Source organism: Pseudomonas sp. C9 (genome assembly GCF_002000165.1).
Classification (GTDB): Bacteria; Pseudomonadota; Gammaproteobacteria; order Pseudomonadales; family Pseudomonadaceae; genus Aquipseudomonas.
The window spans coordinates 5,298,250-5,310,963 of record NZ_MPAK01000001.1 but is presented as its reverse complement, the minus strand read 5'-3'; the positions used below and the strand labels follow the sequence as shown (position 1 = coordinate 5,310,963).

Genomic DNA, 12,714 nt, shown 5'->3' with positions numbered 1-12,714 from the left:
CGCCGCCGGACGCAGCCTCGCAAGCTCGACAGCTGCTTCAGGGCTGATCTGTTCATTCCAACGAAATTATCGAGATAAACCTCATGCAAAAATTCACGTCCTTTGTACGCGATCTCCCCCCAGCCCAAGGCCGGTCGCTGCGGCGCAATCTGTTGTTTGTCGGGATCACCCTGAGTGTGCTCGGGTGCCTGACGATGATCTCTCACGCCAACGCCGCCGGTGGCGCTTATGTGGTGGACGACGCCGGGATCAATGCGCCCGGTGAATGCAACATCGACGCCTGGTACCAGAACGGTCGGCACACGTCTTCCAGCACGAGTACCTTGTCGCAGGACTGTACGTTCAAATCACTGCCCACCGTGCAGTTCGGCGCGGTGTTGCAGCACAGCCACGATGACGCGCAAACGCAGGTGAGCCCGCAGTTCAAGGCTCAATTATTCGCCAGCGAAAACCTGGGTCTTGAATGGGCGCTGGCGGGCTCGGCGCACATTGCCTTGAATCGGGCGCACGCCTTCGACGGCGGCGAACTGAACCTGCCACTCACCTACCAACCGTTCGAAACGCTGCGCCTGAACCTCAATGCCGGCTGGGCTCACGCTTATGACGACGGCGAGCAAAACCATCGCTGGACCTGGGGCACCGGCGTTGAATACGACGTGGCCCGCGCCCTCACGCTGATCGCCGAACGCTTTGGCCAGCAAGGCGCGCAGCAGGCGTGGCAGGCTGGGCCGAGGTTTCATGTGGGCGAGCGCCTCGACATCGATCTGGTGGCGGGACGCAACCTGACGGGGGAACGTGACCAGTGGCTGACCACGGGAGCAACGCTGCGGTTTTGAACGATATCGCGTGACAAAGGAACTCCTGGCGATCGCCAGGCATCCTAAACTATGAGGTACTTCCCAATTGCTTCAGAGGACACTGTCATGCGCCGTCTGATTATCATCTCCTCCCTGATGCTGTGTTTACCCTTCGGCTCGGCTATGGCCAAAGTGGATGCGGAAGATGTAGCCACTTCGGCCGGGGTATCTGCCTCGCTGTACTCGACGTTCAAAGACGACAAGCTGCTGATTCCCGCCCGGGATGACGCCTCCAGCTTCGTTGCCAGTGGCGGTGCAATTCGCGGCGTATATCTGGAGTCGGTGCTGAAGAAAATCCGCCAGGACAATCCCGGCCTGAACGCCAGCGACGAAGACCTGGCTCGCGCCATCCTGATTCAGGAAGGCGATGCTGCCGGCCAATGAAGTGAAGGCCAATAAATAGTGGTGGGGCTTGCGACAGCTGGATAGCGTTTGCAGCCCTACTTCGCTTTCCCGGTGGACAAACGCGCCCATCCGGCCACTAACTGCGCACTGATACTTACCCCGCCGCACACCACAATGACCACATCGTGCGCATCTGCGATGGCGCTATGGTTCAGGTATGCCACCGCCAATGACACACCACAGGCCGGTTCCACTAACTGGCGCAGATCACTGGCGAATCGAACCACGCCCATGATGGCGTTCTCATCGCTGAGCACCACGCACTGGTGAGGGAAATCGCGCAGGTGCTGCACTGGCCAGGCTGCGACCTGCGCCGCACCCAGCGATGTCGCCACGGTATCGATGCGCGGCAATCGAACCGGATGCCCAACCTTCATGGCGGCCGCGAACGAGGCCGCTCCCTCGGTTTCGCAAGCAACGATCCGACAGTCCGTGCGGCCATGGCGAATCAGCCCCGTGAGGATTCCCGCCAACAAACCACCGCCGCCCACCGACGTCACCATCACATCAACCTGAGGACACACCTCAAGCACCTCATCGACCAGGGTGCTGTGCCCCTCCCACAACAGCGGGTGATCGAAAGCCGGCACGTATTCGGTGTCCGCATCCTGCGACAGTTCTTTGGCCCGTTGATTGGCCTCGTCCCAGACCTTGCCGTGAACAATCACCTCGGCACCGGTTTTCTTGATTCGGTTGCGGGTCGATTCGGGGGTGGTGTGCGGCACGACAATGCAGGCGCTCAGTCCGAGGCTGGCGGCAGCAACAGCGGTGGCAAAACCGGCATTACCGCCCGAAGGACAAATAACTCGATGTTTGCCCTGGGCCTTGGCCCAACTGCACAGAAGCCCCATGCCACGCAGCTTGAACGAACCGCTGGGTTGCAGGTTTTCCATCTTGAGCCAGATCCGCCGGGTCGGCGTCGACAGCCCCGGGTGCAAGATCAACGGTGTCCGGATGTGAAGCATCGCGGGTCTCCCAAAGGTGAACCCTACTTATCCAAGCTTAGTTCACCCAGCCCGCCGCCCCCCCCTTTTAGCGATAACGCGGTGCGGCGCTGGCGTTGCCAAACAACCCCGAAAGGGTCTGGCGCTGAGCTTCGTAACGGTCCCATTGTTCGCCGTCGTGCAGGCTCGGGAGGGTCACCACTTCGCCTTTCGCCAGGCCCGTCAGTGCGGCGTCGACCATGTCGGGCGCCGACATCACGATCTCTTGCGGCAGGTTTTCCACCGGGTTGCCCGCCTCACTCCAGAAGTCGGTGGCCGTCGCGCCAGGCAATACCGCCTGAACACGAATGCCCTTATCCGCCAGCTCGCGGTGCATTGATTGGCTCAGGCCCAGCACAAAGGCCTTGGTCGCGCCATACACGCCGTTGAGGATTTCCGGCGCGATGGCCACGATCGATGAGATGTTGATCACGGTGCCCGTGCCACGGGCGACAAAGCCAGGCACCACCGCATAGGCCAGCCGCATCAGCGCAGTGACGTTGAGGGTGATCATGTCTTCCATCTCGTCGACCGGGCTGCCCAACAATGGCATCACTGCGCCAACGCCGGCGTTGTTGACCAACAGGGTGATGCTGGCGTCATTACGCAGAATCTCCTCGACCCGCAGCACATCGGCTTTGACTTTCAGATCAGCGGCGACCACTTCCACCGCACGCCCGGTTTCGTTGCTCAGGTGGTTCGCCAGCGCGTTCAGTTTGCTCTGGCTGCGAGCGACCAGAATCAGGTCGTAACCCTGCCAGGCGAGACGGTCGGCATACACCGCGCCGATGCCCGAAGAAGCGCCAGTGATCAGTGCGGTGCCTTTGGATGAGAGAGCCATGTCGGATTTCCTTCACAGTGAGGCGATCAGTTCGCCGGGTGTGAACCGTTATAAAGGGTCTTACACTTGTCTCAAATGACGTTTAAAGTACGTTTTTCGGACATATTCATTTGAGGGTCCTGCGATGACTGCCGTGGCATTTGTGGTGTTCGAGGGTTTCCAGTCCATGGCGCTGGCGGCCATGCCAGTGTTCGAGTACGCCAACTTCAGCGCCGGTGAGCCGCTGTATGAGGTCAGTGTGATCTCGCAGGACGGCAGCACGTTACGCGCCTCCGGAGGCTTGAACGTCGGGACCCAGGCGTTCGATGAGCGAGTCTTCGACACCGTCATCGTGGTGGGCGGCGATGCCATCGTCGAACAGGCACCCGAAGGTGTATTGACCTGGCTGCGCGACCGGGTGAACACCACCAGGCGCATGGCGTCGATCTGTTCAGGGGCATTCGTGCTGGCCCAGGCCGGTTTGCTCGATGGACGACGGGCCACCACTCACTGGGCCTATGCCCGGGAGCTGCAAGCGCGATTTCCGTTGATCAAAGTGGAAGAAGACCGCATCTACGTGGTTGACGGCTCGATCTGGAGCTCGGCCGGCATGACCGCCGGCATCGACCTGGCACTGGCCATGGTCGAAAAAGATCATGGCGCCGAACTGGCGCGCTCTGTGGCGCAGAAGTTGGTGATGTATCAGCGCCGCGCAGGGGGCCAGTCCCAGCATTCGGCCCTGCTGGAACTGGAACCGAAATCCGACCGGATTCAAACCGTTCTCGGCTATGCCCGCGAACACCTGGCCTCGCCTCTGTCGGTGGAGCAACTGGCAGACGTGGCGCGCTTGAGCCCTCGACAATTCAGCCGCAGTTTTCGCGCCGAGACCGGGCAGACGCCGGCCAAGGCCATCGAAAACCTGCGCCTGGAGGCGGCACGGCAGATGCTCGAACGCGGGCGTCTGAGTCTCGATCAAATCGCCAGCGAGGCCGGTTTCACTGACCGTCGCCGCATGCGTGAAGCCTTTCTTCGGGCATTCGGCCAACCGCCGCAGGTCATTCGGCGCAATGCCAGGTCCGAGTTGAACGCGTGAGCAGCCCCCGGCCTCTAAACTGAATGGGGCAATGGCTCATCACGAGGTGCTCATGAAAATTTCGCCCAGGCTGGCATTCTTCGCCATCGCCGGCACCCTTGCCTACCTCGGTCTCGCGGTGTGGGGCATGGGCGGGTTGGCCGCGTTTTTCGCCCATGCGCCATTGGTGGTGGTTGCCTTGGCGACCTTGGTGATGACCGTGGCTTCGCTGTTCACCGAGGTCAATCTGAGTTCCGGTGAACGGGAGGACCGCGCCAATCGCTGGGTGCTTCCGGCATTCGGGGTGATCGGCATACTCAGCGGCTTTCTGCCGGCGTACACCGACCGAATCGACTTCTGGACCTTCGGCGGTGAAGGCCTGCGCTGGATCGGCGCGCTGCTGTTCATCGCAGGTGGCGCCCTGCGGATGTGGCCCGTGTTTGTGCTGGGCAAACGATTCAGCGGGCTGGTGGCAATTCAACCGGGGCATACGCTGGTCACCGACGGGATTTATCGTAGTCTGCGCAACCCCAGTTACCTGGGGATGCTGGTCATCGCCTTGGGTTGGGCGCTGGCGTTTCGTTCAGGTGCCGGCCTGCTGTTGGCCGCATTGACGGTAATTCCGCTGATTGCCCGGATTCACGCGGAAGAGGCGTTGTTGAGGGCACAGTTTGGGCACGAATATGAGGCGTATTGCGCCCACACCTGGCGCTTGGTTCCCGGTGTGTACTAGTCACTGCGCAACTCCATTGCAGGAGCGAGCAGGCTCACTCCTACAATTAGATTTGGTTGAGGCGCAGAGAGTGGTCGGGATCGACCGCTGCGGTGACTGACTGATAGCTGGCCAATGTCGCATGCGCCGTCTGAATCGGATGTGCGTGCGTCTCGGTGATGATCAGCAAATCAGCCCCGGCCGCTTCTGCCGCCCGTATCCCCACGCTGGCATCTTCGAAGATCAGGCATTCCGTCACCTCGACATCCAGCCGTTTCGCCGCCAATCGATAACCCGCAGGATCCGGTTTACCCGCGCTGACATCCTCCGCAGTCACCATCACGTCAGGTACGGGAATCCCCGCAGCCGCGATCCGGCGCAAGGCCAGCGCTCGGGGTGCGGAGGTCACGATTGCCCATTGATTGGCCGGCAAGGATTGCAGGAATGCCGCCGCGCCGCGGACCTCGACAATTCCCTCCACGTCCTCGATTTCCGCCTCGGTAATCCACGCCGCTTCCGCCTGCGCATCGACGCCCGGCAATCCCTGGCGATTGATGGTGTCGATAGCGCGGACGCCGTGAATGGTCGGCAGGAAAGACTCGACATCCACCCCGTGGCGCAAGGCCCAGATCGTCCAGATCCGCTCGGCGGCAGCGATAGAGTTAAGAACAGTGCCGTCCATATCGAACAGGAAAGCGCGGTAAGGCGTGTTGAATACGGATGGATGAGCAGACAAGGATAAGCTTCCTCTCGCAAGTGGCCAGGCAGGTAGTACCAGGCAATGTAGCATTTACCAGCGAGACGGGCTCATGCGGCGCAGTAACGTTTCAGCCAGCAGGCTTGGACTTCAAGGCACCGTCGACACAGTCCAGCAATTGACCGATCGCCCAGGGTTTTTTAATGAACGAGACCGAATGTTTTACGCCTGAGCTTTGCGGGGTTTCGAAGCCGGACATGATCATGATCGGCTTGTCAGGCCAGCGGTCGCCGAACTGATTGGCCAGGTCAGCGCCATTGAGGGTGCCCGGCATGGTGATATCGGTGAGCAACAGGCAAACGTCATTCGCATGCTGCTCCAGATACATCGAAGCGGCATCTGCACTGATTTGAGGCTCGACCACAAACCCTTCGTCCTGAAGAATTTCGCAAAGAAACTCCAGGATCAGCGGATCGTCCTCGACCACAAGAATCAACCCACCCGAAGGTTTCGCGTCGACCGTCGATACTGGTCCCATGACATTGCCACTCCCTGAATGCATCTATGATTTCGCGAGCTAAATGCGCTACCTATCAAGTATGAGCAGCCAGCTCGGCGGAAATTCATTTTTGATACACCGGGGCGACGAAATCAGGCGTCCTGCAAAATCAGAGCAGCGCCCTTCTCTGCCATCAACGCCCTTGTTTGTAGTGATGTCATGCCCTGCACGAACCTGTGGGAACAAGCGCCCACAGGGATCGAGAGGAACTGGATTACTGAGAAGTAGCGTCCTTCTTCATCGCATCTTTGCTCATGCTGTCCTTGGACATTGCATCCTTGGACATGCTGTCTTTCTTCATCGTGTCCTTGGCCATGGCGTCCTTTTTCATCGCTGAATCTTTTTTCATCGTGTCTTTGGACATGGCATCTTTGGACATCGAGTCCTTGCTCATGGTGTCGTTGCTCATGGTGTCAGCAGCGAATACAGAGGCGGCACCTACGGCCAGGCACATGGACAGTACGGCTGTGGCTAACTTTTTCATGATGAACTCCTTGAAGCACAGGTTGCGGGCGAGTGAAGTTGCCCGTCAGCTGCCACCGAACCAGTTGTAGCCCTGGTCTTCCCAGTAGCCACCGCTGTAGGTGTTGCTGACGAAAATGGCCTGAATGTGTTTGGGATTCTTGTAGCCCAGCTTGGTGGGCATGCGCAGTTTCATGGGGAAGCCGTATTGGCGCGGCAGCACCGCGCCGTCGTAGGTCAGCGTCAGCAAGGTTTGCGCATGCAGCGCGGTGGCCATGTCGATGCTGGTGTAGTAGTCATCCGCGCATTTGAAGCCGACGTATTTGGCATCGGTGTCGGCGCCAACGCGCTTGAGGAAATCACTGAACCGCACGCCACCCCAGCGGCCGATTGCGCTCCAGCCTTCGACGCAGATGTGCCGGGTGATCTGTTCGGTCTGCGCCATGGCGCGCAATTCTTCGAGCCGCCAACTGCGTTTGTCCGCGACCAGGCCGGTAACTTCCAGTCGGTAACTCTCCGCCTCCACCGTCGGCGCTTCGTCGATGCCGTAGAAGGCGTTGAACGGAAATGGCCGGGTGATCATCGATTCGGGATAGGTCGGTGCCATGGCGTTGGGGTTGAACAGCCAGCCCTGCACCCGGTCGTTGAAGCGGGACATGGCGGACAACGCGGTGTCGACGTTTTCGTTGTCGGTGATGTTGCAGCCGGACAACATCGCCACGCCGCCCAGCGTCAGGCCACGCAGCAGGAACGAGCGACGCGAGCGGTCGGCGATCTGCGGGGCGAGGATTTTCCGGGCATCTGTCAGGATCGACGACTCGTCCAGCCCGGTACTTTCGATGCGCTTTTTCATACCGGCTCCTTGCGACCGACGATCATGGCCCACAACGTTTTGGGGACCAGCGCGACCATCACCAGATGCACCGCAACGAAGGCCACCAATAGCGCCATCGCGAAGAAATGCACCCGTCGCGCACCTTCGTAACCCGCCATCAACTCGCGCAGCAGCGGGAACTGGACGGACTTCCACAGCACCAGCCCTGAAACCACCAGCAGCATGATGTCGACCATCACGAACAGGTACGCCAGCCGTTGCACCTGGTTGTAATGACTCAGGTCGGCATGCCCCAACCGCCCTCGCAACGCGGCCCATACGTCATGCAGGACACCTTTGGGCGAAACCGGGAAGAAACGGCGTTTCAGACGACCGCTGAACAGGTTGATGGCCAGATAAATCAGGCCGTTGATGGCGAGAAACCACATCGCCGCGAAGTGCCATTGCAGGGCGCCCCCCAGCCAGCCGCCGAGCGTGATCGATTTGGGGAAGCTGAAATCGTAAATGGGCGATGCGTTGTAGATCCGCCAGCCGCTGGTGACCATGACCAGAACCGCCAGGGCGTTCAGCCAATGGGTCAGCCGCAGCCAGCGCGGATGGCTGCTGATACGGGGTGAAGCAGATAGCTGCGACATGTCCGGCTCCCGGCAGTTGATCGATGGGGCCGAGTATGTGAGCGGACAGATCGCCAAATCCTCACGTAAAGTTAAATTAAACGTGATAACTCTCGACGCGTTGCCACGCGCCTTACCCTGCAATTGTGGTTAAAATGCCGCCCCCTCAAATTGCCGACCCTGCCCGATGAACCCAGACGCGCTCGCCACCCTCCACGCCCATTTGCTGACGGCCCTGGCAACGCCCCCCGCAGAAACCCGCCGTTTGTTCCACGGCCGTGGCCGCCGCTGGCCGGGCCTGGAGCAGTTGACCGTCGACTGGCTTCAGGGCGTGGTGCTGGTCGCCCTGTTCAAAGAGCCGGAAGCGTCGCAGCTCGAAGACTTGAAACAACGCCTGATGCTGATCACGCAGTCGCCCGAGTGGCAGCAATCCGGCGCGCATACCTTGTTGCTGCAACATCGCTACCTGCTGCAAAGCACCACCGAGTGGCTGCTGGGGGACGTGATCGATGAAATGACCATCACCGAGGGTGGCTTGCGTTACCGTGTGGACCTGGGGCGCAAACAGAACACCGGCCTGTTTCTCGACATGCGCTACGGCCGCGACTGGGTGCGGGCCAATGCCGACGGCAAGCGTGTGTTGAACCTGTTTGCCTACACCTGCGGTTTTTCGGTCGCGGCCATCGAGGGCGGCGCCGAGCACGTGGTCAATCTGGACATGTCCAGCCCGGCCTTGAGCCGTGGGCGCGACAATCACCGGCTCAACGGGCACGATTTGAGCAAGGTCAGCTTTCTCGGCCACGACCTGTTCAAGTCCTGGGGCAAGGTGATTGGCAAAGGTCCGTATGACCTGGTGATCATCGACCCGCCGTCCTTTCAGAAAGGCAGTTTTTTGCTGACCAAGGATTACCAGCGCGTATTGCGCCGCTTGCCGGAGCTGCTCGGCCCGCAGGGCACGGTGCTGGCCTGCATGAACGACCCGGCGTTCGGCCCGGACTTCCTCATCGATGGCGTCATGCGGGAAGCGCCGAGCCTGCGTTTTGAACAGCGGCTGGACAATCCACCGGAATTTCCGGATGCCGATGAGGCCTGCGGATTGAAGGCGTTGGTGTTCAAGTTGGGCGAGTAAACCGCCGGTATCAACGCGGCTGCAGCACCAACGCAAACAACTCGCCGTGACCATTCACGTTGAGCTTGTGATACACGTTGCGCCGATGCACTTTCACGGTCTCCGGTGAAATGCCCATCTGCTGGGCGATGGCTTTGCTGGAGAAGCCCTGAAGAATCAGCCTGGCCGTTTCGATTTCCCGCACCGACAGGCGCGCGTCGAAGCGATCCAGCAACAGGGTGAGATCGCCGGCCACAGGCTCGGCGGTCGCGCCTTCCGGCGGCATCAGTTGCAGGTGACGGCGCATCGCCGACAGCACCCAGTCGCGCACGCACAACAGACGGCCCTGCTCCTGGAGGGTAAATCGCGTCGAGCGCCCCAGCGACAAGCCCAGCACGGCGCCATCGAGGTTGATCATGAACTGCAACTCGTCGGCGCCCACGACCGAACGGAAATAGCTCAGGTAGTACTCGCTTTGCTGGAACTGGTCGGGAGCCACCGATTCCAGGCTGTGCAGGCCATCGGCAATGCCGGCGCAAGCGGCCTGGTAGAAGGGATCGAGCAGGTACATGCCGGCGCTGTAGTCCGCCAGTTCTTCATGCTCGGCGGCATCGCCTTTTGAGTCGAAATCAATCAGCAACCGCGGCACCCGCCCCGCGCCCATCACCGCGACCAACGCATTGTCCAGCGGCACCAGCAACCGCAAGGTGTCGACCAGCGCCCGCCAGAAACCGTCCTGACCCAACGCACCAAACACCCGCGCCAGCCCTTGGTGCACGGGCAACTCTTTCAACAACGCGTCCACGCACTACCCCTTTCGAGTAACCCATGATGGGAATGGGTGAGTCCCGCGCCTGCCGATACGCTGCAAGCACCTGTTCATCACCGGCCTGCAGCAGGCCAGGAGTGCCGCATCATGAGTCGTCACTGCTCGCATATCAATCTCGGACTGGGCGCCTGTTTGTGCGTCTCGCTGTCGGCGATGGCCACCGACGCACCCACGGTCCATGTCTACAACTGGTACGACTACATCGGTCCCAACACCCTGCATGACTTCAAGCGCGATACCGGAATCGAGCCGGTTTACGACACCTTCGACAGTGCCGAAGTGCTGGAAGGCAAACTGCTGACCAGCCGCAGCGGCTACGACGTGGTGGTGGCGAGTAACTTCAGTTTGCCGACGCTGATCAAGGCCGGCGCCCTGGCACCGTTGCCGCACGCGCAAATGCCTGATTTCAAGAACATGGACAGCGACCTGCTGGCAAAACTGGCCAACAACGATCCGGGCAATCAGTACGCCGTGCCGTATCTGTGGGGCACCAACGGGATTGGCTACAACATCGACAAGGTCCGCGCCGCGTTGGGCGACAAGGCGCCGGTGGACTCCTGGGACCTGGTGTTCAAGGAAGAGTACCTCGCCAAGCTCGGCCAATGCGGCGTGGCGATGCTCGATTCGCCATCCGAAATGCTGCCGGTCGCCCTGCACTATCTGGGCTTGCCACCCAACAGCACCAACGCCGAAGACTACAAGAAGGCCGAGGCGCTGCTGCTCAAGTTGCGCCCGCACATTGCGTACTTCAATTCGTCCAAGTTCATCAGCGACCTGGCCAACGGCAACATCTGCGTGGCGGTGGGCTGGTCCGGCGCGATGCTGGAAGCCAAGACCAATGCCGAGCAGGCCAACAACGGCGTGAAGATCGCCTACAGCCTGCCCAAGGAAGGTGCGCCGGTGTGGTTCGACACGCTGGTACTGCTCAAGGACGCCCCGCATCCGCAACAAGGCCTGGCCTTCATCGACTACCTGATGCGCCCGGATGTTATCGCCCCGGTCAGCGATCACCTGAACTACCCCAACGGTAATCGCAGCGCGACGCCGCTGGTGGCTGAGGCGACCCGCACCAATCCTGCCGTTTATCCGTCGGCTGAAGCGCTGGCCACGTTGTTCACCCTCCAGCCCCTGCCGCCCGCCACCGAGCGGGTGCGGACGCGGATCTGGAGCAAGGTCAAAAACGGTCAATAACCCCCGGTGACTCTGTAGCAGCTGGCGAAGCCTGCGTCCGGCTGCGCAGCAGTCGTAAACCCGGCCCGCACGATTACCTGAAGCACCGTGCATTCTGATTTTGCGACTGCTGCGCAGCCGGACGCAGGCTTCGCCAGCTGCTACAGGGAATCGGTCATCCAATAATTTTGTTTAACACCATGAACATGAGAAAACCCATGAAACCACGTGCCCGCGACTTGAACATCCAGTTCGGCCAACTGCAACCCGGCCCTCTCAACGCCATCACCGACGTGCCCGGTGTGCGCGTCGGCCACAGTGATGTGCGTGGCCGCACCGACAGCGGTCGTGACATCCACACCGGCGTCACCCTGATCGAACCGCGCGCCGGTTCCACCAATCAACAACCGTGCTTTGCCGGTGTGCATGTGCTCAACGGCAACGGTGACGCCACCGGTCTTGAGTGGATTCGTGAAGCCGGCCTGCTGACCAGTCCGATCGCCTTCACCAACACCCACAGCCTGGGCGTGGTGCGCGACGCACTGATTGCGCTGGACCGTGAGAACCAACCCGATGACGGCCGGCTTTACTGGAACATGCCGGTGGTGCTGGAGACGTTCGACGGCTTGCTCAATGACATCAACGGCTTCCACGTCAAACCCGAACATGTGGCCCAGGCCCAACGCAATGCGGTGGGTGGCCCGGTGATCGAAGGCGCGGTGGGCGGTGGCAGCGGGATGATTTGTCACGAGTTCAAGGGCGGCATCGGCACGTCCTCGCGACGCTTGAGCCCTGCGCAGGGCGGCTGGACGGTCGGCGCGATTGTTCAGGCCAACCACGGCATTCGTAATGAACTGCGCGTCGACGGTTACCCGGTCGGACGCTATATGGAACAGGTCGACTCGCCCTTCCTCAAGGCCTCGCTGCCGTTTCCGGGCATGGGCTCCATCGTCGTCTGCCTGGCCACGGATGCACCGTTGCTGCCGCACCAATGCACGCGTCTCGCGCAACGCGCCAGTCTGGGATTGGCCCGCACGGGTGGCGGTAACGAAGACCACAGCGGTGACATCTTCATTGCCTTCGCCACCGGTAACCAGCACGTACCGCCCGCCGCCTATGAAGGCAAAGGCGCGCCGACGTGCGACAACCTGAGCATGGTCAACAACGATCACATCAGCGAGTTGTTTCTGGCCGCCACCGAAGCCGTGGAAGAAGCCATTATCAATGCCTTGCTTGCATCTGAAACGGTGGAAGGCAACGGCCATACGGTGAAGGGATTGGATGCGGATACACTGCACAATGCATTGCGTCAGGCGGGTTGGCCGGGTAACGCGACTGTTTAGATTTACAATCTGGTTTGGATTGGCCAAACGCCCGTTGCGCTGCATTGGGCGTTTTAGAGGCCTCATGCCAAAGCCTGGCAAGCATCATTGACTATATGGCAACTAGCTCTCCTGTTCTATGCAATGATACTTTAATGTCTGTCGATGCAAATGACTGCCCGCACAGATGCATTGCCCGAGTTTTTAATCCAACAATTTCACCCACTCTGCAACTTCACTGTACCTCCTCAGTGAGTACTCGACCCTTC

At 60.5% G+C, this 12,714-nt stretch carries 15 protein-coding genes; 7 read left to right on the top strand and 8 right to left on the bottom strand.

The genetic code is table 11. The annotated features are described in order from the left end of the window. The first annotated feature begins 83 nt into the window (after positions 1 to 83). Both BMS17_RS24875 and BMS17_RS24870 read left to right on the top strand, forming a co-directional pair. On the top strand, positions 84 to 836 hold the full coding sequence (locus BMS17_RS24875) for a hypothetical protein (RefSeq protein ID WP_077432000.1): 753 nt from the start codon (positions 84 to 86) through the stop codon (positions 834 to 836). 87 nt (positions 837 to 923) lie between these two features. Further along, entirely contained in the window at positions 924 to 1,241 is a 318-nt protein-coding gene (locus BMS17_RS24870; RefSeq protein WP_046031467.1) for a DUF2388 domain-containing protein, read from the top strand. Between the two features lie 56 nt (positions 1,242 to 1,297). Here BMS17_RS24870 and BMS17_RS24865 read toward each other — a convergent pair whose 3' ends face one another. Beyond that, on the bottom strand, positions 1,298 to 2,227 hold the full coding sequence (locus BMS17_RS24865; protein WP_046031468.1) for a pyridoxal-phosphate dependent enzyme: 930 nt from the start codon (positions 2,225 to 2,227) through the stop codon (positions 1,298 to 1,300). 67 nt (positions 2,228 to 2,294) lie between these two features. Continuing rightward, positions 2,295 to 3,086, bottom strand: a complete 792-nt coding sequence (locus BMS17_RS24860; protein WP_077431999.1) for an SDR family oxidoreductase — start codon at positions 3,084 to 3,086, stop codon at positions 2,295 to 2,297. A gap of 124 nt (positions 3,087 to 3,210) precedes the next feature. Here BMS17_RS24860 and BMS17_RS24855 point away from each other — a divergent pair, with 124 nt between their 5' ends. Both BMS17_RS24855 and BMS17_RS24850 read left to right on the top strand, forming a co-directional pair. Then, a complete protein-coding gene (locus BMS17_RS24855) occupies positions 3,211 to 4,158 on the top strand; it encodes a GlxA family transcriptional regulator (protein WP_077431998.1) in 948 nt (315 codons plus the stop codon). A 52-nt stretch (positions 4,159 to 4,210) separates the two neighbouring features. Next, the gene (locus BMS17_RS24850) at positions 4,211 to 4,870 is read left to right on the top strand and encodes an isoprenylcysteine carboxylmethyltransferase family protein (RefSeq protein WP_046031815.1); all 660 of its coding nucleotides are present in this window, start codon (positions 4,211 to 4,213) and stop codon (positions 4,868 to 4,870) included. 46 nt (positions 4,871 to 4,916) lie between these two features. On the opposite strand, the gene BMS17_RS24845 is transcribed toward BMS17_RS24850, so the two are convergent. The 5 genes from BMS17_RS24845 to BMS17_RS24825 all read right to left on the bottom strand — a co-directional run bounded on the left by BMS17_RS24845 (position 4,917) and on the right by BMS17_RS24825 (position 8,037). Next, complete coding sequence (locus BMS17_RS24845; RefSeq protein WP_077431997.1) at positions 4,917 to 5,585, bottom strand: HAD-IA family hydrolase; 669 nt, start codon at positions 5,583 to 5,585, stop codon at positions 4,917 to 4,919. Positions 5,586 to 5,676: 91 nt separating this feature from the next. Further along, the gene (locus BMS17_RS24840) at positions 5,677 to 6,084 is read right to left on the bottom strand and encodes a response regulator (RefSeq protein WP_077431996.1); all 408 of its coding nucleotides are present in this window, start codon (positions 6,082 to 6,084) and stop codon (positions 5,677 to 5,679) included. A gap of 235 nt (positions 6,085 to 6,319) precedes the next feature. Next, the gene (locus BMS17_RS24835) at positions 6,320 to 6,589 is read right to left on the bottom strand and encodes a pentapeptide MXKDX repeat protein (RefSeq protein ID WP_077431995.1); all 270 of its coding nucleotides are present in this window, start codon (positions 6,587 to 6,589) and stop codon (positions 6,320 to 6,322) included. 45 nt (positions 6,590 to 6,634) lie between these two features. Next, a complete protein-coding gene (locus BMS17_RS24830) occupies positions 6,635 to 7,420 on the bottom strand; it encodes a molybdopterin-dependent oxidoreductase (RefSeq protein ID WP_077431994.1) in 786 nt (261 codons plus the stop codon). Next, positions 7,417 to 8,037 carry a cytochrome b/b6 domain-containing protein gene (locus BMS17_RS24825; RefSeq protein ID WP_077431993.1) on the bottom strand — a complete coding sequence of 207 codons (621 nt, stop codon included), beginning with the start codon at positions 8,035 to 8,037 and terminating at the stop codon, positions 7,417 to 7,419. The genes BMS17_RS24830 and BMS17_RS24825 overlap by 4 nt, the downstream gene beginning before the upstream one ends. Before the next feature lie 166 nt (positions 8,038 to 8,203). On the opposite strand from BMS17_RS24825, the gene BMS17_RS24820 reads away from it, so the two are divergent. Next, the gene (locus BMS17_RS24820; protein WP_077431992.1) at positions 8,204 to 9,145 is read left to right on the top strand and encodes a class I SAM-dependent methyltransferase; all 942 of its coding nucleotides are present in this window, start codon (positions 8,204 to 8,206) and stop codon (positions 9,143 to 9,145) included. A gap of 10 nt (positions 9,146 to 9,155) precedes the next feature. Here the strand turns inward: BMS17_RS24820 and BMS17_RS24815 are convergent, their stop codons facing one another. After that, a complete protein-coding gene (locus tag BMS17_RS24815; RefSeq protein ID WP_046031477.1) occupies positions 9,156 to 9,929 on the bottom strand; it encodes a helix-turn-helix transcriptional regulator in 774 nt (257 codons plus the stop codon). A gap of 111 nt (positions 9,930 to 10,040) precedes the next feature. Between BMS17_RS24815 and BMS17_RS24810 the strand changes: the two genes are divergently transcribed. Next, positions 10,041 to 11,144: a polyamine ABC transporter substrate-binding protein gene (locus BMS17_RS24810; protein ID WP_077431991.1), complete on the top strand. Its 1,104-nt coding sequence runs from the start codon at positions 10,041 to 10,043 to the stop codon at positions 11,142 to 11,144. Positions 11,145 to 11,341: 197 nt separating this feature from the next. Next, positions 11,342 to 12,466, top strand: a complete 1,125-nt coding sequence (locus BMS17_RS24805; RefSeq protein ID WP_077431990.1) for a P1 family peptidase — start codon at positions 11,342 to 11,344, stop codon at positions 12,464 to 12,466. Positions 12,467 to 12,714 lie beyond the last annotated feature (248 nt).